Origin of the sequence: Arthrobacter crystallopoietes BAB-32 (assembly GCF_000328305.2) — a bacterium.
GTDB lineage: Bacteria > Actinomycetota > Actinomycetes > Actinomycetales > Micrococcaceae > Crystallibacter > Crystallibacter crystallopoietes_A.
The window spans coordinates 1-24226 of sequence record NZ_ANPE02000126.1 but is presented as its reverse complement, the minus strand read 5'-3'; the positions used below and the strand labels follow the sequence as shown (position 1 = coordinate 24226).

Annotated in this window: 20 protein-coding genes and 1 pseudogene; 14 read left to right on the top strand and 7 right to left on the bottom strand. The window is 65.9% G+C overall.

The features are described from left to right. The 6 genes from D477_RS10440 to nrdR all read left to right on the top strand — a co-directional run. Positions 1-690, top strand: a 690-nt coding sequence (locus D477_RS10440; protein ID WP_237740759.1) for a DivIVA domain-containing protein, incomplete at its 5' end; no start/stop codon positions are given. A gap of 128 nt (positions 691-818) precedes the next feature. Then, the gene (gene lspA, locus D477_RS10435) at positions 819-1454 is read left to right on the top strand and encodes a signal peptidase II (protein WP_005268999.1); all 636 of its coding nucleotides are present in this window, start codon (positions 819-821) and stop codon (positions 1452-1454) included. Beyond that, on the top strand, positions 1447-2382 hold the full coding sequence (locus tag D477_RS10430) for an RluA family pseudouridine synthase (protein ID WP_005268998.1): 936 nt from the start codon (positions 1447-1449) through the stop codon (positions 2380-2382). The genes lspA and D477_RS10430 overlap by 8 nt, the downstream gene beginning before the upstream one ends. Before the next feature lie 56 nt (positions 2383-2438). Continuing rightward, positions 2439-5981, top strand: a complete 3543-nt coding sequence (dnaE, locus tag D477_RS10425; RefSeq protein ID WP_005268997.1) for a DNA polymerase III subunit alpha — start codon at positions 2439-2441, stop codon at positions 5979-5981. A gap of 42 nt (positions 5982-6023) precedes the next feature. After that, a complete protein-coding gene (gene hisD / locus D477_RS10420) occupies positions 6024-7418 on the top strand; it encodes a histidinol dehydrogenase (protein WP_005268996.1) in 1395 nt (464 codons plus the stop codon). A gap of 74 nt (positions 7419-7492) precedes the next feature. Then, a complete protein-coding gene (gene nrdR / locus D477_RS10415; RefSeq protein ID WP_005268995.1) occupies positions 7493-7993 on the top strand; it encodes a transcriptional regulator NrdR in 501 nt (166 codons plus the stop codon). A 62-nt stretch (positions 7994-8055) separates the two neighbouring features. Here nrdR and ppgK read toward each other — a convergent pair whose 3' ends face one another. Both ppgK and map read right to left on the bottom strand, forming a co-directional pair. After that, positions 8056-8871, bottom strand: coding sequence for a polyphosphate--glucose phosphotransferase (gene ppgK / locus D477_RS10410; RefSeq protein WP_043846525.1), 816 nt, complete (start codon positions 8869-8871; stop codon positions 8056-8058). Between the two features lie 55 nt (positions 8872-8926). Further along, positions 8927-9805 (bottom strand): type I methionyl aminopeptidase, encoded by an 879-nt coding sequence (gene map / locus D477_RS10405; protein ID WP_043846523.1) that lies wholly within the window; start codon positions 9803-9805, stop codon positions 8927-8929. A 79-nt stretch (positions 9806-9884) separates the two neighbouring features. Here map and D477_RS22280 point away from each other — a divergent pair, with 79 nt between their 5' ends. Continuing rightward, positions 9885-10049: an SPOR domain-containing protein gene (locus tag D477_RS22280; protein ID WP_005268992.1), complete on the top strand. Its 165-nt coding sequence runs from the start codon at positions 9885-9887 to the stop codon at positions 10047-10049. A 48-nt stretch (positions 10050-10097) separates the two neighbouring features. Here D477_RS22280 and panB read toward each other — a convergent pair whose 3' ends face one another. Then, positions 10098-10967 carry a 3-methyl-2-oxobutanoate hydroxymethyltransferase gene (gene panB, locus D477_RS10400; protein ID WP_005268991.1) on the bottom strand — a complete coding sequence of 290 codons (870 nt, stop codon included), beginning with the start codon at positions 10965-10967 and terminating at the stop codon, positions 10098-10100. 149 nt (positions 10968-11116) lie between these two features. Here panB and D477_RS10395 point away from each other — a divergent pair, with 149 nt between their 5' ends. The 5 genes and pseudogenes from D477_RS10395 (at position 11117) to D477_RS10375 (ending at position 18255) form a co-directional block, all read left to right on the top strand. Next, a complete protein-coding gene (locus D477_RS10395) occupies positions 11117-12457 on the top strand; it encodes a glutamine synthetase family protein (RefSeq protein ID WP_005268990.1) in 1341 nt (446 codons plus the stop codon). A 9-nt stretch (positions 12458-12466) separates the two neighbouring features. Next, positions 12467-15483, top strand: a pseudogene (locus D477_RS10390) (bifunctional [glutamine synthetase] adenylyltransferase/[glutamine synthetase]-adenylyl-L-tyrosine phosphorylase). Positions 15484-15610: 127 nt separating this feature from the next. Continuing rightward, positions 15611-17068 (top strand): amino acid ABC transporter substrate-binding protein/permease, encoded by a 1458-nt coding sequence (locus D477_RS10385; RefSeq protein ID WP_005268989.1) that lies wholly within the window; start codon positions 15611-15613, stop codon positions 17066-17068. Then, positions 17065-17793 (top strand): amino acid ABC transporter ATP-binding protein, encoded by a 729-nt coding sequence (locus tag D477_RS10380; RefSeq protein ID WP_005268988.1) that lies wholly within the window; start codon positions 17065-17067, stop codon positions 17791-17793. Before D477_RS10385 ends, D477_RS10380 begins: the two co-directional genes overlap by 4 nt. Before the next feature lie 129 nt (positions 17794-17922). Beyond that, on the top strand, positions 17923-18255 hold the full coding sequence (locus D477_RS10375; RefSeq protein WP_005268987.1) for a hypothetical protein: 333 nt from the start codon (positions 17923-17925) through the stop codon (positions 18253-18255). A gap of 92 nt (positions 18256-18347) precedes the next feature. On the opposite strand, the gene glnA is transcribed toward D477_RS10375, so the two are convergent. Next, the gene (gene glnA / locus D477_RS10370) at positions 18348-19772 is read right to left on the bottom strand and encodes a type I glutamate--ammonia ligase (RefSeq protein ID WP_005268986.1); all 1425 of its coding nucleotides are present in this window, start codon (positions 19770-19772) and stop codon (positions 18348-18350) included. Between the two features lie 242 nt (positions 19773-20014). Here glnA and D477_RS10365 point away from each other — a divergent pair, with 242 nt between their 5' ends. Further along, the gene (locus D477_RS10365) at positions 20015-20452 is read left to right on the top strand and encodes an RDD family protein (RefSeq protein ID WP_043846517.1); all 438 of its coding nucleotides are present in this window, start codon (positions 20015-20017) and stop codon (positions 20450-20452) included. Between the two features lie 84 nt (positions 20453-20536). Here D477_RS10365 and D477_RS10360 read toward each other — a convergent pair whose 3' ends face one another. Genes D477_RS10360 through lipB form a run of 3 tightly spaced genes read right to left on the bottom strand, consistent with a single transcriptional unit; the run spans position 20537 to position 23028 of the window. After that, the gene (locus D477_RS10360) at positions 20537-21295 is read right to left on the bottom strand and encodes a DUF4191 domain-containing protein (protein ID WP_005268984.1); all 759 of its coding nucleotides are present in this window, start codon (positions 21293-21295) and stop codon (positions 20537-20539) included. Positions 21296-21331: 36 nt separating this feature from the next. Next, positions 21332-22333: a lipoyl synthase gene (gene lipA, locus D477_RS10355; protein ID WP_005268983.1), complete on the bottom strand. Its 1002-nt coding sequence runs from the start codon at positions 22331-22333 to the stop codon at positions 21332-21334. Beyond that, positions 22330-23028 carry a lipoyl(octanoyl) transferase LipB gene (gene lipB / locus D477_RS10350; RefSeq protein WP_005268982.1) on the bottom strand — a complete coding sequence of 233 codons (699 nt, stop codon included), beginning with the start codon at positions 23026-23028 and terminating at the stop codon, positions 22330-22332. The genes lipA and lipB overlap by 4 nt, the downstream gene beginning before the upstream one ends. 118 nt (positions 23029-23146) lie before the next feature. Here lipB and D477_RS10345 point away from each other — a divergent pair. Next, positions 23147-24226, top strand: a 1080-nt coding sequence (locus D477_RS10345) for a serine/threonine-protein kinase (protein ID WP_005268981.1), incomplete at its 3' end; no start/stop codon positions are given.

Genomic DNA, 24226 nt, shown 5'->3' with positions numbered 1-24226 from the left:
CTGACGCCTGAAGACGTTGTCAACAAGAGGTTCCAGCCGACAAAGTTCCGTGAAGGCTACGACCAGGACGAGGTCGACGACTTCCTCGACGAGATTGTCGTAGAGCTGCGCCGGTTGAACCAGGAGAACGACGAACTTCGCAAGAAGCTCGCCGAGGCCACCTCGGGCCAGTCTTCGGCCGCAAACGTACCTGCACCGGTTTCGGCGGCTCCCAAGGCCGAAGAGCCGGTGAAGGAAGAGCCGAAGGAGCCGGTCAAGGAAGAGGTCAAGGCTCCGTCGCCTGCTGCCGCTCCCGCCACCGCTCCGGCCCCGGCCGTTTCTGCACCGGCTCCTGCCGCTCCGGCCGCAAGCCACGCCTCCACTGCCGAATCCGCAGCCGGCGTTCTGGCCATGGCGCAGAAGCTGCACGACGAGTATGTCAACTCCGGCATCGAACAGCGCGACAAGATCATTGCTGAGGCGCAGATCGAAGCGAGCACCCTGGTCAACGACGCTCAGGAGAAGAGCCGCAAGACCCTCGGCTCGCTGGAGCAGCAGAAGGCTGTCCTCGAGCGCAAGCTGGAGCAGCTGCGTGGATTCGAGCGGGACTACCGCTCCCGCCTGAAGGCCTACATCGAGGGCCAGCTGCGCGATCTGGAAGCACGCGGATCCTTTGCTACCCCTGAGGTCAAGGACAGCGCAGACTCCTAGACCGAGCCCGGGCCTCGGAGCACCTCCGATGGCCAGGCGCCTCTTGGCCGGTGGCAGGGATTTCCCTGGCACCGGCCTTTGCCTACTGCCGTCGCATGCATCCCGCGGTCCTGCCATATGAAAGAACCATGTCTGAACCTCTCCCTGACAATCAGCAGCCAGCCGGACATCCTCACGCATCCGAGCCAAAGCACCCGGGCGGCGCCGCGCGGTTCGTCCTGGTCCTGTCGGCCTGTGCTGCCTTTGCCTACGGCCTGGATCTGCTGACGAAAACGTGGGTCCTCAGCAGCATGTCCGAAGGCGATGTGATCCCGGTATTTCCGCCGCTGCTGCATTGGCATTTCATCCGGAACTCGGGTGCCGCGTTTTCGATTGGTGAGGACTACACCTGGGTTTTCACGATCATCATGACGGTTGTTGCTGCCGGCATCATTTTCTATGCCCGGCGGATCCGTTCCATTTGGTGGTCCATCGCGCTCGGCTTCCTGCTCGGCGGAGTCCTTGGGAACCTCACGGACAGGCTCTTCCGCGAGCCCGGTTTCGGCGTCGGCCACGTGGTGGATTTCATCGCCCTGCCCAACTTCGCCATCTTCAACATCGCCGATTCGGCCATCGTCGGCTCGGTGATCCTGTGGTGCCTGTTGACGCTGCGCGGCGTCGGGATGGACGGCAAGAGGATCACCGATGGCGAAGCCCGGTCCGGAAAGGGCCGGAGCGGCGGCCGCCGGGACCAGGAGCCGTCGTCGGGGCAGGACAGTGCCTGAGCAGGTTGCGGACTTCTCCCTCGGACCGGAAACGGCAGGCAAGCGTGCGGACGCCGCCGTCGCCCAGTTGCTTGGCGTGTCCCGTTCGACTGCCGCGTCCTGGTGCGCCGACGGCCATGTCACTGTCAACGGGCGGGCGGTGGGCAAGTCTGATCGACTGCCCGAACTCGGTGAGTTGCAGGTCAGCCGGCCGGAAGAGCGCGATCCGCTGGCCATCGTGGTGGAGGACGTGGAGGAATTGAAGGTACTCGGCGACGAAGACGACTTCGTAGTCATCGACAAGCCAGTTGGCGTGGCGGCGCACCCCTCGCCGGGCTGGGTGGGTCCGACTGTGGTCGGGGCACTGGCTGCCCGCGGCTACCGGATCTCGACCTCAGGTGCCGCGGAGCGGGCAGGCATCGTCCACCGGTTGGATGTTGGTACGTCCGGGGTCATGGTGGTGGCCAAGACCGAGCATGGCTACACACTGCTCAAGCGGGCTTTCAAAGAGCGCACTGTGGACAAGGTGTACCACGCGCTGGTCCAGGGACTGCCCGATCCGCTCGAGGGGACCATAGACGCCCCCATCGGGCGGCATCCCGGCTACGACTGGAGGTTCGCCGTTGTCGAGGACGGCAGGCACTCGGTGACCCACTACGAGGTCCTGGAGGCGTTCGGGCGGGCTTCCCTCGTCGAGGTACATCTGGAAACCGGGCGGACACACCAGATCCGCGTCCATTTTTCGGCGCTGCGCCACCCGTGCGCGGGCGACCTGACATACGGTGCGGATCCCAAGCTGGCTGCGGACCTCGGCCTCACCCGGCAATGGCTGCATGCGAAGAAGCTGGGTTTCACGCACCCGGGCACCGGCAAATGGGTCGAATACGAGAGTGACTATCCGGCCGATCTGGCGTATGCCCTCGATGCCTTGGCCGAACATCGGGTCTGATGGCGAGGCGGCTCGGTGCAGCCGGACCGGCTGCCTAGAATGAATTGGTGGCAACTGTGACTAGCTCGAAAACCGGTAACGATTCTTTCGTCCATCTCCACAACCACACCGAATACTCCATGCTCGACGGGGCGGCTCGCCTGACGGACCTGTTCGGCCATGCCAAGGAACTCGGCATGGATGCGGTGGCTACGACGGACCATGGTTTCGTCTTCGGCGCTTTTGACTTCTGGAACAAAGCCCGGAACGCGGGCGTGAAGCCGATTGTCGGCGTGGAAGCCTACCTGACCCCGGGCACGGCGCGGCAGGACAAGACGCGCGTTCGCTGGGGCGACGGTGGCCGGAACGATGTCTCCGGCGCGGGTGCCTACACGCATATGACGATGTGGGCCGAGACCACCGAGGGCATGCACAACCTCTTCCGCATGTCGTCGCTGGCGTCGCTCGAAGGCTACCTGTACAAGCCGCGCATGGACCGCGACCTGCTGCAGACCTACGGCAAGGGCCTGATTGCGACGACGGGCTGCCCGTCGGGCGAAGTGCAGACCAAGCTTCGCCTTGGGCTGTACCGCGAGGCGGTGCAGGCCGCCTCCGATTTCCGCGACATCCTGGGACCGGAGAATTTCTTCTGCGAATTGATGGATCATGGCCTGGACATCGAGCGGAATGTGCACGCCGACCTGATCAAGCTGGCCCGGGAACTGAAGCTGCCGCTGGTGGCCACGAACGACCTGCACTACACGCACGCGGAGGATGCCAAGTCGCACGCGGCCCTGCTGTGCGTGCAGTCCGGTTCAACGCTCCAGGACCCCAAGCGCTTCAAGTTCGACGCCGACGAGTTCTACCTGAAGTCGCCCGCGGAGATGCGGGCCATCTTCCGCGACTTCCCGGAGGCCTGCGACAACACCCTGCTCATCGCCGAACGGTGCAATGTCGAGTTCAACACCAAGGCGAACTACATGCCGCGCTTCCCGGTGCCGGAAGGGGAGAACGAAGAGTCCTGGTTCATCAAGGAGGTCGAGAAGGGCCTCCACTACCGGTATCCGGAGGGGATTCCCGACGACGTCCGGAAGCAGGCGGACTATGAAGTCGGCGTCATCTCGCAGATGGGCTTCCCAGGCTACTTCCTGGTCGTTGCCGACTTCATCAACTGGGCCAAGAACAACGGCATCCGTGTCGGCCCGGGCCGCGGGTCGGGCGCCGGCTCGATGGCGGCCTACGCAATGCGGATTACCGATCTCGATCCGCTCAAGCACGGCTTGATCTTCGAACGCTTCCTCAACCCGGACCGTGTGTCCATGCCCGACTTCGACGTGGACTTCGACGACCGCCGCCGCTCCGAGGTCATCAGGTACGTGACGGAAAAGTACGGGGACGAGCGTGTCGCGATGATCGTCACCTACGGCACGATCAAGGGCAAGCAGGCGCTGAAGGATTCCTCCCGCGTCATGGGTTATCCCTTCTCGACCGGCGAACGCCTCACGAAAGCGATGCCGCCGGACGTGATGGGCAAGGGAATTTCGCTCCAGGACGTGCACAACCCCGAGGCCAAGCGCTACGGAGAAGCCGAGGAACTGCGGGAACTGCTCAAGACTGACCCGGACTCGGCCAAGGTCTTCGAAACAGCCTTGGGCCTGGAAGGCCTCAAACGCCAGTGGGGCGTGCACGCGGCCGGCGTCATCATGTCCTCGGACCCGCTGATCGACATCATCCCGATCATGCGCCGCGAACAGGACGGCCAGGTCATTACACAGTTCGACTATCCGACCTGCGAAGGCCTGGGCCTGATCAAGATGGACTTCCTCGGGCTGCGCAACCTGACCATCATCACGGACGCCCTGGACAACATTAAGATGAACCGGGACGAGGACCTCATCCTGGAGGACCTTGCCCTGGATGACAAGGCGTCTTACGAACTGCTGGCCCGAGGCGACACCCTTGGCGTCTTCCAGCTCGACGGCGGGCCGATGCGTTCGCTGCTGAAGCTGATGCGGCCGGACAACTTCGAAGACATCTCGGCGGTGCTCGCGCTGTACCGGCCGGGGCCGATGGGTGCGAACGCACACAACAACTATGCGCTGCGCAAGAACGGGCTGCAGGACATCGTTCCGATCCACCCCGAACTCGCGGAACCGCTGGAAGACATCCTGGGCGGCACGTTCGGCCTGATTGTCTACCAGGAACAGGTCATGGCCATCGCCCAGAAGCTCGCTGGGTATTCGCTCGGCCAAGCAGACATCCTGCGCCGTGCGATGGGCAAGAAGAAAAAAGAGGAACTGGACAAACAGTACGCCGGTTTCGAGAAGGGCATGCAGGACAACGGCTATTCCGCTGCTGCCATCAAGACCCTGTGGGACATTCTGCTCCCGTTCTCCGACTACGCGTTCAACAAGGCCCACTCTGCCGCCTACGGAGTGGTGTCGTACTGGACTGCCTACCTGAAGGCGCACTACCCGGGCGAGTACATGGCTGCGCTGCTGACCTCCGTCGGGGACGACAAGGACAAGCTCGCGATGTACCTCAACGAGTGCCGGCACATGGGCATTACCGTGCTGCCGCCGGACGTCAACGAATCGGCGCTCAACTTCACTCCGGTGGGCAAGGACATCCGCTTCGGCATGGGCGCGATCAGGAATGTCGGGGCGAACGTCGTGCATGCCATGGTTGCCGCCCGGGAGGAGAAGGGGAACTTTGCCTCCTTCAGCGACTTCCTGCAGAAGGTGCCAGCGGTCGTCTGCAACAAGCGGACCATCGAATCGCTCATCAAGGCCGGGGCCTTTGACTCGCTGGGACACCCGCGCCGCGCCTTGGCCGTGGTGCACGAAGAGGCTGTTGATTCAGTCATTGTGCTCAAGCGCAATGAGGCGGTGAACCAGTTCGACCTGTTCAGCGCTTTCGACGACGGCGGTGAAGCAGGGGGATCGCTGGCCGTGGATATTCCGGACCTGCCCGAGTGGGAGAAGAAGGACAAGCTCTCCTTCGAACGCGACATGCTGGGCTTGTACGTTTCCGACCATCCTCTGCAGGGCCTGGACGGGCTGCTCAGCCAACATGCGGATATGTCCATCACGTCCGTCATCAGCGAAGAAGGCCCGCCGGACGGTTCCATCGTCACCATTGCCGGCATGATCACCTCACTGCAGCGCAGGATTGCCAAGAACAGCGGCAACGCCTACGCCCGTGCGGAAATCGAGGACCTCGGCGGGTCGATGGAGGTCATGTTCTTCGGCCAGGTCTACGGCCCGATCTCATCGATCCTGGCGGAGGACCTGATCGTGGTGGTCCGCGGGCGGCTGCAGCGCCGTGATGATGGTGCCGTGACTCTCAACGCCCAGGAACTGACCGTGCCGGACCTGAGCGAGGGCCATTCCGGTCCCGTGGTGATCTCGATGGCCAGCTTCAAGGCGACCGAGACGATGGTCTCGTCCCTTGGCGAAGTGCTGCGGACCCATCCGGGCACGACCGAGGTGCAGGTGCGGCTCAACAGTTCGCGCAAGGTCGAGGTGATGAAGCTGGGCGTCGACCTGCGGGTCAATCCAACTCCGTCCCTCTTCGGCGACCTCAAGGTGCTGCTCGGCCCTGCCTGTCTCGACGTCTGAGCCCCAGGGCAAGGTGGCCGCGGGTTTACGTAGAATGGAACGGTGACTGCTGCGACCAACTCCGCTACTTTTTCCGCCCTGCCCGTCCTCGACCTGAGGGGCCGGCGGCTCAGCGCCGCTGAACTGAAGGCCGCCATGCCGCGGGCCGAAACCACCTTCGACGTCGCGTCGCAGGCGGTGGAGGAAATCATCAGCAGCGTCCGCAGCCGCGGTTACGCGGCCCTCAGCGAGCTCGCGGAGCGTTTCGACGGCGTGGAACAGTCGCATCCCAAGGTGCCGGCCGAGGCGTTGGCAGAGGCACTGGCCTCCCTGGATCCTGCGGTCCGGGCCGGCCTGGAGGAAGCCATTGCCCGCGCCCGGACGTTTGCCGAGGCGCAGAAGCCGGCGGACGCCGTCGTACCTATTGCCCCGGGCGCCACAGTCACCCACAAATGGGTGCCGGTGGCCCGTGTGGGGCTCTATGTTCCCGGCGGACTGGCGGTCTACCCCTCGTCCGTCGTGATGAATGTCGTGCCTGCGCTGGCCGCCGGCGTGGGCTCGATTGCCCTTGCGTCGCCGCCGCAGAAGGACTTTGGCGGGCTGCCGCACCCGACGATCCTGGCGGCGGCCCGCCTGCTGGGAATCGATGAGGTCTATGCGATCGGCGGCGCCCAGGCCGTGGCGGCCTTTGCCTACGGCGTGCCCGCCAACGAGGCGGGTCCGGCGCTGGAGCCGGTGGATGTGGTGACGGGACCGGGCAACGTCTTCGTGGCCACGGCCAAGCGGCTGGTCAAGTCCGTGGTCGGCATCGATGCCGAGGCAGGGACAACCGAGATCGCGATCCTGGCCGACGATACGGCCGTGCCGGCCTATGTCGCTGCCGACATGATCAGCCAGGCGGAGCATGATCCGCACGCGGCTTCCGTCCTGATTACCGATTCGGCGGCGCTGGCCGATGCCGTTCGGGCCGAACTCGCCGAACAGGTGGCATCGACCCGGCACAGCGAGCGGGTGGCCAAGGCCCTGTCCGGCCCCCAGTCGGGTGTTATTTTTGTCGACGACGTCGAACAGGGCATCGCGGTCTGCGATGCCTATGCTGCCGAACACCTGGAGATCCACACCAGGGACGCCGCCGCAGTCGCGGGCCGGATCCGCAATGCCGGCGCGATCTTCGTGGGCGACTACAGCCCGGTGAGCCTGGGTGACTACTGCGCAGGCTCCAACCACGTGCTGCCGACCAGCGGCACGGCGACCTTCGCCTCTGGTCTGAACGTCACCACTTTCCTCAAGGCGGTTCAGATTATCGACTACGGGCGCGCCGCACTTGAGGAGGTCGGTGGCCACATCGTCGCGCTGGCCCAGGCCGAGGACCTGCCGGCGCACGGGGATGCGGTGGCCGTCCGGTTCAAGCCGGATGCGCGGACCGAGCCGGCCACGGGAGAGGGCGCAGGCGCTTGAATCACACGATTGTGATTTAGCCGGCGGCGGTTTTATGATGGATCAGTTGTTGCGGGTCGGGAAGGGAGTACGGCGTGTACTGTCCGTTCTGCCGCAATCCTGATTCCCGTGTCGTCGACAGCCGGCTGACTGAAGACGGCTCGGCCATCCGCCGGCGCCGGCAATGTTCGGGGTGCGGCCGGCGCTTCACCACGCTGGAAACCACCAGTCTGAGTGTCGTCAAGCGCTCCGGAGTCGGGGAACCGTTTTCCCGGACCAAGGTGATCAACGGAGTGCGGAAGGCCTGCCAGGGCCGGCCGGTCACCGATGACGACCTGGCGATGCTGGCCCAGGAGGTCGAGGAAACTGTCCGCGCGAGCGGTGCAGCCGAGATCGACGCGCATGAAATCGGCCTGGCCATCCTGGGTCCGCTGAAGAAGCTGGACGTGGTGGCCTACCTGAGGTTCGCCAGCGTCTATCAGGATTTCGATTCCCTTGAGGACTTCGAAGCGGCCATCGGGCAGTTGCGGAGCGAATCAGAGGCTGCCAAATCGAAGGGGCCCGCTGGCAAGCAGCGGCCCCTGACTGCCCGCTAGCCGGGCCCATGACTCCGGTGGCGGCTGCGGAGGGGAAGCCGAAGCCGCCACCGGCACCAGCTTTAGGGCAGGTAGTTGAAGTGCACCGCAGCCTGCAAGGCTGCCCCGACGATGCCTGCATTGTTCTTCAGCTCGGCCGGCACTATCTCGGTAGACAGCTTGAGCTTGGGCAGGAAGTCTTCGCTCCGCTTCGAAATTCCGCCTCCCACGATGAAGAGTTCCGGTGAGAACAGGAACTCGACATGCGAGAAATAGCGCTGCAGCCGCACAACGTACTGGTCCCAGTCCAAGCCCTCGCGCTCCCGGGCAACCGCGGACGCCTTGGACTCGGCGTCGAAACCGTCCAGCTCGAGATGGCCGAGTTCCACATTCGGGACGAGCTGGCCGTTGAAAATGAACGCCGAGCCGATGCCGGTGCCCAAGGTAATGACCAGCACCGTACCGCTGCGTCCGGCCCCGACCCCGTACCGGGCTTCCGCGAGGCCGGCGGCATCGGCGTCGTTCATCACCTGGACTTCGCGGCCGAGCCGGTCCGTGAGGAGTTTGTCGACGTCGGTGCCCATCCAGCTTGGATCCACATTGGCGGCCGAGAGAGCGACACCGTGCCTGATGATGGCCGGGAACGTCACCCCAATCGGCGAGCCGGGCGGCGGACCTTCGGGGCGCGCGGTCAACTCGTCCACGATGCCGGCAACCACCACCGCTACGGCGTCGGGCGTGGCAGGCTTGGGCGTGTCGATCCTGAAGCGGTCCCCGACGAGCTTGCCCTTTTTCAGGTCGACGATGCCGCCCTTGATCCCGGTGCCGCCGATGTCGATGCCGAGGACGGACCTGGCTGCCTTCTTCGCCTGCTTCCGGCTGGAATCCTTCTCGCCCATGAATGCTCCGTCCATGCTTGGGTCTCCGGGGTCTTGCGGCCAGCCTAGTTGCCGGTTAAGGCAATGTCAGGACTTCCGCGCCGGTTTCGGTGACCAGGAGGGTGTGCTCGAACTGGGCAGTTCGCTTGCGGTCCTTGGTGACGACGGTCCAGTCGTCCTCCCACATCTCCCACTCGATAGTGCCGAGTGTCAGCATCGGCTCGATGGTGAACACCATGCCCGGCTCGATCAGCCGGCTGTAGGCGGGGGCTGCGTCGTAGTGGGGGATGATCAGGCCGGTGTGGAAAGCCTCGCCGACGCCGTGCCCGGTGAAGTCGCGGACGACCCCGTAGCCGAAGCGCTTGGCATAGGACTCGATGGCACGGCCGATCACGTTGATCTCGCGGCCGGGAGCGACGACGCGGATGGCCCGGTTCAGCGATTCCCGGGTCCGTTCGACGAGCAGCCGGGACTCCTCGTCCACGTCACCGACCAGGAAGGTGAAGTTCGTGTCGCCGTGGACCCCGCCGACATACGCGGTGATGTCGATGTTGACGATGTCCCCGTCATGAAGCTCCGTGCTGTCCGGGATGCCGTGGCAGATGACCTCATTGATCGACGAGCAGAGGGACTTGGGGAACCCCCGGTAACCCAGCGTGGACGGGTAGGCCTGGTGGTCGAGGAGGAAGGCATGGCCGACCCGGTCGAGTTCGTCGGTGGTCACGCCGGGACGGATGTGCTTGCCCACTTCGACTATGGCCTGCGCAGCGATCCGGCTGGCGTGGCGGATGCGTTCGATCGTCTCCGCATCCTTGACTTCGGAGCCGGTGAACTTGGCCGGTGCCGGTTTCCAGGCATATTCCGGGCGCGGGATGGCGGACGGGACCGGAAGGACCGGGCTGACGGTTCCCTGGACAAGCGTGCCCAAGGGTGCTGTTGCTGCGTTGTGGGGCATAGTATCGATCTTATAGCCCGGCGCCGCGGCAGCGGCCAATCCGGCCGGCCAGCAGCCGGCCCCGAGGGAAGGGATCTCCATGCCGGAGTACTGGTACAACGTCAACACCCATGAGGTGGAGGAAGGCGCGCAGTCGGACTGGACCCAGCTCATCGGGCCCTACCAGACGCGCTCCGAGGCCGAGCGGGCGATGGAAAAGGTGCGCGAGCGGAACGAAGCCTGGGAAGCCGGCGACGAGGACTGAACCGTCCGCCGTCGTGCTTTGGCTCCGGCGGAAACGGCAGGCCGCACCCTAGAAGGAGTGCTCCGGGCCGGGGAACGAACCCTTGCGCACGTCGTCGCCGAAGGCCCTGGCGGCCTCGGACAAGGTGGTGCGGAGCTGCGCGTACTGCTTGACGAACCGCGCCATGCGCCCGCCGCGCAGCCCGGCCATGTCCTGCCACACGAGGACCTGGCCGGTGGTTCCGTTCCCGGCGCCGATGCCGACGGTCGGTACGCGGAGCGCCTTGTCGACCTCGGCGGCAACGTCGGCCGGCACCATTTCCATCAGGACTGCGAAGGCGCCGGCCTGCTCCAGCGCTTTGGCGTCCTCGATCAGCCGCCGGGCGTCCTCGCCCCGGCCTTGCACCCGGTAGCCGCCGAGGGAATGTTCGCTCTGCGGGGTGAACCCGATGTGCGCCATGACCGGAATGCCGGCCTGGACCATCGCCCGGACGGTGTCCGCGTAGTAGGCGCCGCCTTCCAGCTTGACCGCGTGCGCCCCGCCTTCCTTGAGGAACCGCACGCCGGTTTCCACGGCCCGGGCGGCGGACACCTCGTAGCTGCCGAACGGCAGGTCCGCGAGGATGAACGCGCGCCGCGCCGAGCGGCTCACGGCGCGGCAGAGCGGCAGGAGTTCGTCGACGGTGACGGGAAGCGACGTGTCGTTGCCGTAGACGTTGTTCGAGGCGGAGTCGCCGATCAGCAGGACCTCGATGCCGGCTTCGTCGAAGATTTCCGCGGCGTACTGGTCGTAGGCGGTCAGCATGGCGAAGCGCCGGCCCTCATCCTTCGCCTGCTGCAGGTGGTGGATCCGGGTCCGCGCCGCCGGTTTGGCGGACTGGGGAGCGGGGCCGGTGCCGTAGGGGGCAGGCTGCTCCGCCCCGGAGGTTTCAGACGTCATGGACAAGAGCCTAATGCGCCGGGGCGTCGCGGCTGCAACGTACGACGGCGGATGGCGGGTTTCGGGTGGAAGGAACCTGGTGCTTCCTTAAGTAGAGTAAGAACCAGCAGGCTGCAGTAGGCCGGGAGGCCAGGCACGGAAAGGTACCCATGGACCGCCAGCAGGAGTTTGTGCTTAGAACCATCGAGGAGCGCGACGTGCGCTTCGTCCGGTTGTGGTTCACCGATGTGGTGGGTTCGCTGAAGTCCGTGGCGCTGGCGCCGGCCGAGGTCGAGGGCGCGTTCGAAGAGGGGCTCGGGTTCGACGGCTCCTCGATCGAAGGCCTGGCGCGGGTCTTCGAGTCCGACATGCTGGTGCAGCCGGATCCGGGCACGTTCCAGATCCTGCCGTGGCGCGGCGAGCACGAGCAGACCTCGCGCATGTTCTGCGACGTCCTCACGCCGGATGGCGAGCCGTCCGCGGCGGACCCGCGCAACGTGCTCAAACGGGCGCTGGGCAAGGCCTCGGACATGGGCTTCACCTGCTACACCCACCCGGAGATCGAGTTCTATCTGCTCAAGTCGCAGGACCTTGGACCGGATGGTGTGCCGGTGCCGGTGGACCAGGCCGGCTACTTCGACCACGTGCCGGGCGGCATCGCGCAGGATTTCCGCCGTACGGCCGTCACCATGCTGGAGAGCGTGGGCATCTCGGTGGAGTTCAGCCACCATGAGGACGGGCCGGGGCAGAACGAGATCGACCTGCGCTATGCCGATGCGCTGCAGACCGCGGACAACATCATGACTTTCCGCACCGTGGTGAAGGAAGTGGCGCTGATGGAGGGGATTTACGCCACCTTCATGCCCAAGCCGTTCTCCGAGCATCCCGGCTCCGGCATGCACACGCATTTCTCGCTCTTCGAGGGGGACTCCAACGCCTTCTTCGAAGCGGGGGCCGAGTACCAGCTGTCGAAGACGGCCCGCCAGTTCATGGCGGGCATCCTCAAGCACGCGCCGGAGTTCACCGCGGTGACCAACCAGTTCGTCAACTCGTACAAGCGCCTGTGGGGCGGGGGAGAGGCGCCCAGCTACATTTCCTGGGGCCACAACAACCGCTCGGCGCTGGTCCGGGTGCCGCTCTACAAGCCGACCAAGGGCCAGTCGGCCCGGATCGAGTACCGCGGGATCGACTCCGCCGCCAACCCCTACCTGGCCTACGCCGTACTGCTCGGCGCCGGGTTGAAGGGCATCGAGGAAGGCTACGACCTGCCGCCGGGAGCCGAGGAGGACGTGTGGAGCCTGAGCAGCGCCGAGCGGCGGGCCCTGGGCCACGACCCGCTGCCGTCCAGCCTGCACGATGCGGTCCGGGCGATGGAGGAATCGGAGCTGGTCGCCGAAATCCTGGGCGAGCAGGTCTTCGAGATCTTCCTGCGGAACAAGAGGGCGGAGTGGCATGACTACCGGATCCAGGTCACGCCGTACGAACTGAAGCGGAACATCGGGATCCTGTAGGGCCGGATCATGAGCCTGAACCGGCAGCTGATCTCCGTGGGCTTCAAGGACCTGGAGAAGAGCACGCGCTTCCTCGCCGCCCGCGAACTGGAAGGCCTGGACCAGGGCCGGCTTTTCGAGGGCTTCAGCCAGGCGGCCGACCCCGATCTGGCCTTGGTCTCGCTGGTCCGGCTGCTGGAGCGCCATCCGCAGCTGGCGGGGCTGGCCGGCGCCGACCCGCAGGAGAGCGAGGCGTTGTACCGGCTGCTGGGCGCTTCGGAAGCGTTGGCGGAGTTCCTGCTGCGGCGCCCGGAACACCTGGACGTGCTGGAGGCGAAGGTCAGCCCGGAGCCGGAGTCCGTTCCCGCGGCGCAGCTGCGCAGATCGCTGCTGGAAGCCGTCGGGGCGGACCACGCTGCAGCCGAGCCGGTGGCCCGGTGGACGGGCAGGGAAGCATACGCCCGGCTGCGTACCCGCTACCGCCGGCATCTGGCAGAGCTTGCCATCCGGGATCTTGGCGCGGCCTCGCCGGTGGACTTCATGCCGGCCGCCGGCCGCGAGCTGGCGGACCTCGCCGCAGCCGCGGTCGAGGCAGGGCTGGCGGTGTCACGTGCCGAGGCAGGCGAACGGTTCGGCACGGACGAGGTTGGCCGGGTGCGGCTGGCTGTCATCGGGATGGGCAAATGCGGCGCCGGCGAACTGAACTATATCTCCGACGTCGATGTTGTCTACGTCGTGGAAGGCGACGGCCTCGATGAAGCCAGGACAGCCACGATTGGCACCGCCCTGGCCACGGGCATGACCCGGGCGATTTCCTCGGCCGGCCCGGAACCCGGTCTCTGGGAGGTCGACGCCAACCTGCGCCCGGAAGGCAAGGACGGGCCGCTGATCCGCACCCTGGAATCGCACCTGACCTACTACCGCCGCTGGGCACACACTTGGGAGTTCCAGGCGCTGCTGAAGGCCCGGCATATCGCCGGTGACGCGGCCCTGGGCAAGCGCTATGAAGAAGCCGTGGCGCCGCTGATCTGGAATTCGTCCGAGCGGGACGGCTTCGTGGAGTCCGTGCAGGCCATGCGGGGCCGGGTCACGGAGAACATCCCGGTCCACGAGCGGGGCCGGCAGATCAAACTGGGACGCGGCGGGCTCCGGGATGTGGAGTTCACCGTCCAGCTGCTGCAGTTGGTCCACGCCCGGGTCGACGAGTCGCTGCGGGTGCGGGACACGACGTCGGCGATCGCCGCCTTGAGCGCGGCGGGCTACATCGGCCGCGCCGATGCCGCCGAGTTCGACCAGGCCTACCGCTACCTGCGGGTGCTCGAACACCGCATCCAGCTCGTCCAGCTGCGCCGAACCCATCTCATGCCGCAGGACGAAGCGTCGCTGCGGGCACTGGCGAAGTCGTCGCTCGGCTCGCTGGCCACGGTGCGGCCGGCTCCCGAGGTGCTGCTGCGGCAGTGGCAGCAGACCAAGCGGCGGGTGCGCGAGCTGCACGAGAACATTTTCTACCGGCCGCTGCTGGCGTCGGCGGCCAACCTCAGCGCGGACGAGGTGCGGCTGACGCCGGAAGCGGCCCAGGCACGGCTCGCCGCGCTGGGCTACCTGGATCCGCGCGGGGCCATGCGCCATATCGAGGCGCTCACCTCGGGTATCAAGCGCCGGGCGCTCCTGCAGCGCCAGTTGCTCCCGGTCTTGCTGGAGTGGATTGCCGACGGCGTGGACCCGGACGCGGGTCTGTTGGGATTCCGCCGGCTGAGCGAGGCGCTGGGGGAGTCGCACTGGTATCTGGGCATGCTGCGGGATTCGAATTCTGCGGCTGAGCGGCTGTGCCATGTGCTCTCCAGCAGCCGCTTCATCACCGACCTGCTGGAAGTTTCCCCCGAATCGGCCGCTTGGCTGGGCTCGGACAAGGAGCTGGTGCCGCGGACGTTCGAAGCCCAGTGGCACGAGATCCGGCACAAGCTGCTGCGCCACCAGGACCCGAGGCGGCCATGCGCCTGATCCGGCAGATCCGTCGGCGCGAGATGCTGCGGATCGCGATCGCGGACAGTTCGGGTCTGCTGGACCAGGCCGCCGTGGGCATCGCCCTGTCCGATGCCGACCGTGCCGCCATCCTTGGCGCCCTCCATGTCGCCGAAGCAACGGTCTTCGAGGAATCCGAACGGCTGACCCGGGTCCTGGTGGTGGCGATGGGACGCCAGGGCGGGCGCGAAATCGGCTACGTCTCGGACGCGGACGTGATCTATGTGCACAACCCGCTGCCGGGCGCCGACCCCTCCGCGGCACAGCAGCAAGCACTCAAGATTGTCTCGCAGCTCTCGGCGCTGCTGCAGCAGCCGAGCAGCCCGCCGGTCCTGGCCGAGCGGCCGCTGGAGCTCGACGCCGCACTGCGGCCGGAAGGCAAGAACGGGCCGCTCGTGCGGTCCTTGGAAGCCTACCGGGAGTACTATCAGCGCTGGTCGCTGGTCTGGGAGACGCAGGCACTGCTGCGGGCCCGCCCGATCGCCGGTGACGATGACCTTGCGGCCGAGTTCACCTCCCTCATCGATCCGATTCGCTATGGCTCCCGTGTCGGCCCCGACGACGTGCGCGAGATCCGGCGGATCAAGGCCCGCGTCGAATCCGAACGGCTGCCCCGCGGCGCCGATCCGGCACGGCACTTGAAGCTGGGCCGGGGGGCCCTCAGCGACGTCGAATGGCTGGTGCAGCTCCTGCAGCTGCAGCACGCCCATGACCACCCGGCCCTGCGCACCACCGGAACCCTGGAGGCGCTGGCTGCCATCGGCGACGCCGGCCTGCTGCCCGCTGCGGATGTGCTGACGCTGCGGCAAAGCTGGTCGCTGGCGAGCCGGATCAGGTCCGCCAACGTCATCTGGAGCGGCAAGAACGCCGATCTGCTGCCTGTCTCCCGCCGCGACCTCGATGCCGTGGCCCGCTGGTGCGGATACCAGCCCGGGCACGGCGGCGACCTCGAGGAGGATTACCTCCGGCTGACCCGGCGCACCCGCGGGATCTTCGAGCGCTACTTCTACGGCTACGGGCTGTAGCGGCGACATCCCTCGGGCTGCCCGCGATCCCGGCTTTCACTCCAGCACCACCTGCCAAAGTGGTGCCTGCAGTCACAGCTCTGTAGCCTCATGAAGGCATTTCCGACTATCTAGGAGCTGTTTTACATTGCACACCCTCCAACGTGCCGGCCGGCGCCTGCTCGCCCTGACCGGGCTGCTGGCGGTGCTGTCACTGGTCTTCGGTCCGGCTGCCGGGGCCGCCGTCCAGACCCCGCACAGCGCAAGCGGCAAGAGCTACGTCATCGGCACGGACACTACCTTCGCGCCCTTCGAATTCCGCCAGGGCGGCGAACTGGTCGGCATCGACATGGACCTGCTGCGCGCCATCGCGGAAAACCAGGGCTTCGAAGTGGAGATCCGCTCGCTCGGCTTCGACGCCGCGCTGCAGGCGTTGCAGTCCGACCAGGTGGACGGCGTCATCGCCGGCATGTCGATCACGGACGAACGCCGGCAGGTCTTCGATTTCTCCGACCCGTACTTCGATTCCGGCGTGCAGATGGCTGTCGCGGAGAACAACACGGAGATCTCCTCCTACGAGGACCTCGAGGGCGAGACCGTCGCGGTCAAACGCGGCAGCGAGGGAGAAGCCTTCGCCGATTCGATCGCCGATGAATACGGCTTCACCGTTAAGCCGCTGGACCAGTCCGCCACGATGTACGACGACGTGAAGGCCGGCAACTCGGTGGCGGTGTTCGACGACTATCCCGTGCTCGCCTACGGCATCGCCCAGAACAACGGACTGAAGGCGGTCACGGACAAGGAACGCGGCAGCTCCTACGGGTTCGCCGTGAACAAGGACCAGAACCCTGAACTGATCCAAGCCTTCAACGCCGGCCTGGCTGAGCTGAAGGCCAGCGGCGAATACCAGCAAATCCTGGACAAGTACCTGGCTGCCCCGGAAACGGCGGGCCAGACCAGCTTCTGGGAACTGCTGACTGACAGTCTCCCCGCCCTGATGAAGGGCCTGGGACTGACCCTGTTCGCCACCGCCCTGTCCATCATCATCGCGCTCATCCTCGGTGTCGCCTTCGGCTTCCTGAAGGTCTCGCGCCGCATCGTGCTGCGCGGCATCGCCACGACGTACGTGGGGATCTTCCGCGGCACCCCGCTGCTGGTCCAGGCGTTCTTCTTCTACTTTGGCCTGCCCCAGCTGACCGGCCAACCCATCGACGTCCTGACCGCCGGTGTCCTGACGCTGAGCCTGAACGCCGGCGCCTACATGACGGAGATTGTCCGAGGCGGCATTCAATCGGTCGACCCGGGCCAGATGGAGGCCAGCCGAAGCCTCGGCCTCAGCTATTTCAAATCCATGCGCAAGGTCGTGATCCCGCAGGCGGTCAAGATCATGACACCCAGCTTCATCAACCAGTTCGTTATCACGCTCAAGGACAGCTCGCTGCTGGCCGTGATCGGTTTCGCCGAACTGACCTACCAGGGCCAGCAGATCTACGCTTCCAACTTCCGCACCGGCGAAACACTACTGATCGTCGCGGCCCTGTACTTCGTGGTGATCACCCTGCTGATCAAGCTCTCCAACATGCTGGATAAGAGGTTCAACAAGTGAGCAAGATACACGTCGCCGGGCTGAAGAAGAGCTTCGGCAGCAACGAGGTCCTCAAAGGCCTGGATGTCGAGATTGCCGAAGGCGAAGTGGTGTGCGTCATCGGCCCCTCCGGCTCCGGCAAGTCGACTTTCCTGCGCTGCCTGAACAAACTGGAGGACATCACCGCGGGGAAGGTCGTGGTGGACGGGTTCGATCTGACCGATCCCAAGGTCAACCTGGACCAGGTCCGCCAGCACATCGGCATGGTCTTCCAGCATTTCAACCTGTTCCCGCACATGACCGTGCTGGAGAACATCATGCTCGCCCCGGTCGAGCTGAAGAAGCTGAGCCGGCCGCAGGCCCGGAACAAGGCCTTGGAACTGCTGGAACGCGTGGGCCTGGCCAACAAGGCCGACGCCCGTCCCGCGCAGCTGTCCGGCGGGCAGAAGCAGCGCGTGGCGATCGCCAGGTCCCTGGCCATGAACCCGGACATCATGCTCTTCGACGAGGCCACCAGCGCACTGGATCCCGAGATGGTTGGGGAAGTGCTGCAGGTCATCAGGGACTTGGCCGCCGAAGGCATGACCATGGTGGTGGTCACCCATGAGATGGGCTTTGCGCGCGAAGTCTCCGACCGCGTGATCTTCATGGCCGACGGGTTCATTGTCGAGGAAGGCAAGCCGGAGCACGTCTTCGGCTCGCCCCAGCAGGCCCGCACCAGGGACTTCCTCGCCAAAGTGCTGTGAAACAACGACGACGGTGCCCGCGGCCAGGCGGGCACCGTCGTCGTACGTGCAGTTGCGCGCACCTGTCGCCCGCCTGCGGGCCCTGCCGCTAGGCTGAGGCCAGGACCGATGACGAAGGAGCGCAACGCCATGACCGATATCGATGTGATCGCCCGCGAGCACCTGGCCGTCGCCGTGGATGCACCGCACGGGCGCAGCGCTGCCATGGTGGCACAGGAAGGGCCGCTGCGGCAGACCGTGCTGGCCCTGAAAGCAGGTGCCGTGCTGGGCGAGCACAACGCGCCGGTTGCCGGAAGTGTCTACGTCCTTGAAGGCTCGATCACGTTCATCTCGGCCAGCGGCAGGGTCGTTGTCAACGAAAACCAGCTGGAGCTGGTGCCGCAGGAACGGCACTCGGTTGAGGCGAGCGAAGATTCGGTCTTCCTGCTGACCGCCGTCACCGAAACCCACCTGGATACCTGAGAAGCGCAAGGGCCCGCCTTACCTGCCGGAAGGGCAGGCCGGGCGGGCCCATGGTGCGGCCGCGGCGCAGGGCGCGTGCCGCCGTCGATGTTTTAGCAGCCGTAGTAGAGCTCGAACTCGTACGGGTTCGGGCGCAGCAGCAGCGGCGCGATTTCGTACTCGCGCTTGTAGGCGATCCAGGTGTCGATCAGGTCCTGGGTGAAGACGCCGCCGGCCTGCAGGAACTCGTTGTCGGCCTCCAGCGCGTCGAGGGCTTCCTCAAGCGAGCCCGGAGCCTTCTGGATGTCCTTGGCTTCCTCGGCGGGCAGTTCGTACAGGTCCTTGTCGATCGGGTCGGCCGGCTCGATGCGGTTCTTGATGCCGTCGAGGCCGGCCATCAGCTGGGCCGCGAACGCCAGGTACGGGTTCGAAGAGGCATCCGGAGCGCGGAACTCGATGCGCTTGGCCTTCGGGTTGGAGCCAGTGATCGGGATGCGGATGCCGGCGGAACGGTTGCCCTGCGAGTAGACCATGTTGACCGGAGCCTCGAAGCCCTTGACCAGGCGGCGGTAGGAGTTCACCGTCGGGTTGGTGAAGGCCAGGACCGCGGAGGCGTGCTTGAGCAGGCCGCCGATGTACCAGCGTGCGGTATCGGAGAGGCCGGCGTAGCCCTTCTCGTCGTAGAACAGCGGCTCACCGTTCATCCACAGCGACTGGTGGCAGTGCATGCCGGACCCGTTGTCACCGAACACCGGCTTCGGCATGAAGGTCGCGGACTTGCCCCAGGCATCGGCGACGTTCTTGACGATGTACTTGAACTTCATCAGGTCGTCCGCGGCGTGCACGAGGGTGTCGAACTTGTAGTTGATCTCGGCCTGGCCGGGGGCGCCGACCTCGTGGTGGGAGCGCTCGACCTCAAGGCCGGCCGCGTCCAGTTCGATGCAGATCGCATCGCGCAGGTCGGCCTGCTTGTCGGTCGGAGCCACCGGGAAGTAGCCGCCCTTGACCGTGGTCTTGTAGCCCTGGTTGCCGCCCTCTTCCCGCTTGCCGGAGTTCCAGTGGGCCTCGATCGAGTCGACAGCGTAGAAGGAGTGCTCCGGGCTGGACTGGTAGCGGACGTCGTCGAAAATGAAGAACTCGGCCTCCGGCGCGAAGAAAGCGGTGTCGGCAATGCCGCTGGATGCCAGGTAGGCTTCAGCGCGCTCTGCCACGCCACGCGGGTCGCGGTGGTAGGGGTCGCCGGTGCGCGGGTTCACGATGGAGAAGTTCAGGGTCAGGGTCTTCTCGACGCGGAAGGGGTCGATGAAGGCCGTGGTCACGTCGGGAATGAGCTGCATGTCGGATTCGGCGATGCCCTGGAACCCGCGGATGGAGGAGCCGTCGAACAACTGCCCGTGGACAAAGAAGTCCGCGTCAACCGTCTTGGCCGGCACATTGAAGTGCTGCTGGACACCGGGCAGGTCGGTGAAACGGATGTCGATGAACTTCACATCTTCGTCCGCGATGTACTTGAGGACCTCGTCCGCATTCTTGAACATCGGGCATGCTCCTTACGCATTTTTGGGAAATCTGCCGGCCGCTGCGGGGCGCCGGAAACAGTGACCAATGTAGAACGGGGGAATTACCCGCTGGTGTCGCGAATGTTTCCGGCAGGTTACTTGTCTGCCTCCGGCCCCTCCAGCCTAGCGGTCCTTCGTCCGCGACGTCGTGGTTCGTTACGCATGCCACAACGGCGGTCCGAAAGGGCCGGCCCCCTGCCGGCGGTCGGTACCCTTGAAGGGTGGTAAGCAGACGAGACCTTGGTTCCTGGCTTGAGGGACCGCGCCAATCGAACGAGCAGCAATGGCCGGGCCAGCGCCTGGGCCTGCCCCGGAGCGGCCCGGGATCGGTCGCCCGCGTGGGCCGGCGGGTGGCTGCGCTGATGATCGACTGGGGCCTGAGCTACTTGATCGCGCTGTGGCTCTTCGGCGGCACCGACCTTGGCATCCTGGCCGTTTTTGCCGCCGAACAGATCCTGCTGGTGGGGACCCTCGGCTACAGCATCGGCCACCGGCTCGTCGGCATATCGGTGCGCAGGCTCGACGGGTCGGCCCCCGGGCCGCTGCCCGCCATCGTCCGCACGCTGCTCCTGTGCCTGGTGATTCCAGCCGTGGTTTTCGACCAGGACCAGCGGGGACTGCACGACCGCGTCATGTCGACCATCCTGGTCAGGATGTAACCGGTCCATTAAGGCAGAACGACGGCGAAGGCCACCTGGGAGTTCCAGGTGGCCTTCGCCGTCGTTACAGTCCGGAAGGAACGCTCAGCGTCCGCGCATGGCCCGGCGGTCCGGACGGGCCTTGAACGGATCCACGCCCTTGGGGATGGGCAGCTTGCTGCTTCCGAGGGCGCTCAGGCGCTTTTCCACCGCCTGGACTTCCTGCTTGGTCAGTTCCTTCTTCAGTTTCTGCACCTTCTTGGCCACCTGGGACAGTGGCACCTGGCCGTCTTCCCGGCCCGTCTCGATGACATGGATCTTGACGTTCGGCAGGATCCGGTTGAGCTTGCGCCGCTCATTGTTGACCAGCTGCTTGACGCGGTGCGAGGGCCCCTCGGTCACCAGGACGATTCCGGGCCGTCCGACCGCCCGGAAGACGGCGTCCTGCGTGCGCGGGTTCACGGCAACCGGCTGCTCCTGCAGGATCCAGCCGCGCCGGAGCACGCTGAGCGCCGCGCCGGAAGCCCCGGGCTGGCCCTCGATCTGGGCAAAGGCTGCGCGCTCGGCCCGGCGCGAGAGGATGAACGTCGCGGCGAGCAGGCCCAGCGGTACCGCGATGATCAGCAGGGTGATCCAGTTGTTGATCAGCAAGCCAATGACCAGGCCGATGGCAACAATCCCCAGGAAAGCCAGCAGCATCAGCCACACGACGTTCGGGTCGTGCCGCCGGGTCATTTGGAAGACCTGGCCGAGCTGCTTCAGGCGGCCGGGGCCCTTCTTGGCCTTGGCCGGCTTCTCGGGTTTTGGTTTGCGCGCGAACAAACCGCGCTTGGAGTTGGCGTCGGAGCCGGTGCTATTGGACATAATGAGGCAATTCTACAGTGGCCTGGACAGTGGAAATCAGCGCGCAAGCAGGCTCGCGGCTTCCTGCCGCGTGGAGCCGGATTCTCCAATGTGGGCCAGTTCCGGCGGCAGCTCGCGTCCCTTCTTGCGCATCGCCGTTGCCCACAGCCGTCCGGCCCGGTAGGAGGACCGCACCAGCGGTCCGCTCATGACGCCCAGGAAGCCGATTTCCTCCGCTTCGTCCCGCAGTTCCACGAATTCCTCCGGCTTCACCCACCGTTCCACCGGGTGGTGCCGCTCGGTCGGCCGCAGGTACTGCGTGATGGTGATCAGGTCGCAGCCGGCCTCCTTCAGATCCCGGAGCGCCTCGGAGACTTCCTCCCGGGTTTCGCCCATGCCCAGGATCAGGTTCGACTTGGTGACCATGCCGTGCCGCTGCCCCTGGGTGATGACGTCGAGCGACCGTTCGTAGCGGAAGGCAGGCCGGATGCTCTTGAAGATGCGCGGAACGGTTTCCACGTTGTGCGCGAAGACCTCCGGCGCCGAATCGCAGATGGCCGTGATGTGGTCCGGGTTGCCGGAGAAATCGGGGATCAGGAGTTCGACGCCGGTACCCGGATTGAGCTCATGGATCTTGCGCACTGTTTCGGCATAGAGCCAGACGCCTTCGTCCGCCAGGTCATCGCGTGCGACGCCGGTGACGGTGGCGTAACGCAGGTTCATGCTGGCCACGGAGCGGGCTACCTTCGTGGGCTCCATCACGTCGATGGGCGAGGGCTTGCCCGTGTCGATCTGGCAGAAATCGCACCGGCGGGTGCATTCGGAGCCGCCGATGAGGAAGGTCGCTTCGCGGTCTTCCCAGCACTCGAAGATGTTCGGGCAGCCTGCCTCTTCGCAGACAGTGTGCAGGCCTTCGTCCTTGACCAGGTTCTTCAGCTGCACGTACTCGGGGCCGATGTTGACCTTGGCCTTGATCCAGTCGGGCTTGCGCTCGACTGGAGTGGCGGCATTGCGGGCCTCGATGCGCAGCAGGCGGCGGCCTTCGGGGGCGGCGCTCACAGCAGTGCTCCTTCCTGCCGGTCCGCTTCGGCGGCGGCGGTATCACCGGTCTTCACGAGCGAGGTTTCGAACCGGCGCAGTTCTTCTTCGATCCGGTCAGCCACGTCCGCGGGCGTCACGGTCCGGCCTGCCTCGGCGCTGATCGTGGTGGTCCCCGCGTCCGCGATCCCGCAGGCGATGATCTGCGAGTACGGGGCCAGATCGTTGTTGCAGTTCAGGGCAAAGCCGTGCATGGTGACACGGTGGTTGACGCGGATGCCGATGGCGGCGATCTTGCGGTCCTGCCCTCCGTCGGTGCCCTTGACCCAGACGCCGGAACGGCCCTCGATTCGGGTTCCCTGGATCCCGTAGTCGGCGACGACGTTGATCAGGACCTGTTCGAGGACATCCACGTAGTCGGCCACCTTCGTCGGTTCAGGCAGAGCCACAATCGGGTACCCTACCAGCTGCCCCGGCCCGTGCCAGGTGAGTTTTCCGCCCCGGTCCACGTTGACGACCGGGGTGCCGTCGAGCGGACGCTCGTGCTCTTCGGTCCGCTTGCCGGCTGTGTAGACCGGGCTGTGCTCGAGCAGCAGAACCGTGCTGGCGGCTTCACCGGCCAGGACGGCGCTGTGAATGCTGCGCTGCAGGTCCCAGCCCTCCTCATAGTCAACATAGTCAGGGGCAAACCCGATACGGGAAAACTCAAGGCTCATGCGCCCAAGCCTACGCCCGCCCGCTGCCCGAACGTATTTGTGTGTCGGCGGGTGTGGATGCGCTGATGCCTGTGGATAACGCCTGCCGGCGGGCACGGGACTGTAGTAGATCTGGACCATGACACAGTCCTTGTTGCCGGAGCCAGTTCCCTCGTGCACGACAGCCGGGGAGCCGCCGCAGCCTGAGGTCGAAGGCTTCCGTGTTGTCCGCTGGCTTGGCAGTGGGGCGGCGGCTGATGTCTGGCTGGTGGCTGACGCGAACACCGGCACTGAGTATGCCCTGAAACTCTTTACGCGGGACGATGGCGGGGCGCCGGACGGCTCCGGAGAAGGGAAGCCGGAGAAGTCCTCCATGGAACCCGAGCGGGAGCGGTTGCTGCTGGAATCGGTGGTGCACGACCACTTGCTGCCGGCGTTGCGGATCATTCCGACGAACGCCGGGGATGGGCTGCTGCTGCAGTACGCGGCAGGCGGGTCGCTGGCTTCGCTGGTCGCCGCGCGCGGACCGTTGAGCGTGGCGGAGACTGTTACGGTGCTGACGCCGTTGGCCCAGGCTCTGGCCTATCTCCACGCGCAAGGAATGACACATGGGGACGTGGCTCCGGGCAACGTCCTCTTCACGGAACTCGGCAAGCCGCTGCTCTCCGACTTTGGCATCGCCCGGCTGGTTGGTTCAGCCAAGCTCTATTCAGGCGGCACGCCCGGGTTCTGCCCGCCCGAAGTGTCCCGCGGCTCCCGGGAAGGCCACGGACTGGAACCGGACGCCGACGTCTATGCGCTGGCGGCGCTGGGGTGGTATATGCTGACCGGCCGGGTGCCGGCCCGCACGGTCCAGCGGCCTCCGCTGGGCGTCATGGTTCCCGGCGTCCCCGCAGCTTTGGTCGAGCTTCTTGAAGCCGGGCTATCCGAGGCCCCCGGCGAGCGGCCACGCGCTGACGACTTCGCCCGCCGGGCCTACCGAACGGCAGCTCCCGAACCGGTGGACCTCACGGCAGCGGTCCATCCCTCGGTGACGCCCAAGCTCCTCACCCGACGGGTTGTCCGGCACAACAAGAAGCGGCGGGGGATGGGTCTCGGCAGCTGGCGGGCCAGGCTGCCGCGGAGGCTGCCGGTGGTAGGGCGGCAGCAGCGGAAGGCCGGAAGGACCATGGGCCGGCCCAGTACTGGGGCGCGGCCGGCGCGGCACCGGACGGTTCTG

Bases quoted from the DNA above. Each gene is read 5' to 3' on its own strand.
- lspA (WP_005268999.1), top strand. From the start codon at position 819: ATGTCTGAACCTCTCCCTGACAATCAGCAGCCAGCCGGACATCCTCAC.
- ppgK (WP_043846525.1), bottom strand. From the start codon at position 8,871: ATGGGCGAGAAGGATTCCAGCCGGAAGCAGGCGAAGAAGGCAGCCAGG.
- map (WP_043846523.1), bottom strand. From the start codon at position 9,805: ATGCCCCACAACGCAGCAACAGCACCCTTGGGCACGCTTGTCCAGGGA.
- D477_RS22280 (WP_005268992.1), top strand. From the start codon at position 9,885: ATGCCGGAGTACTGGTACAACGTCAACACCCATGAGGTGGAGGAAGGC.
- panB (WP_005268991.1), bottom strand. From the start codon at position 10,967: ATGACGTCTGAAACCTCCGGGGCGGAGCAGCCTGCCCCCTACGGCACC.
- D477_RS10395 (WP_005268990.1), top strand. From the start codon at position 11,117: ATGGACCGCCAGCAGGAGTTTGTGCTTAGAACCATCGAGGAGCGCGAC.
- D477_RS10375 (WP_005268987.1), top strand. From the start codon at position 17,923: ATGACCGATATCGATGTGATCGCCCGCGAGCACCTGGCCGTCGCCGTG.
- glnA (WP_005268986.1), bottom strand. From the start codon at position 19,772: ATGTTCAAGAATGCGGACGAGGTCCTCAAGTACATCGCGGACGAAGAT.
- D477_RS10360 (WP_005268984.1), bottom strand. From the start codon at position 21,295: ATGTCCAATAGCACCGGCTCCGACGCCAACTCCAAGCGCGGTTTGTTC.
- lipB (WP_005268982.1), bottom strand. From the start codon at position 23,028: ATGAGCCTTGAGTTTTCCCGTATCGGGTTTGCCCCTGACTATGTTGAC.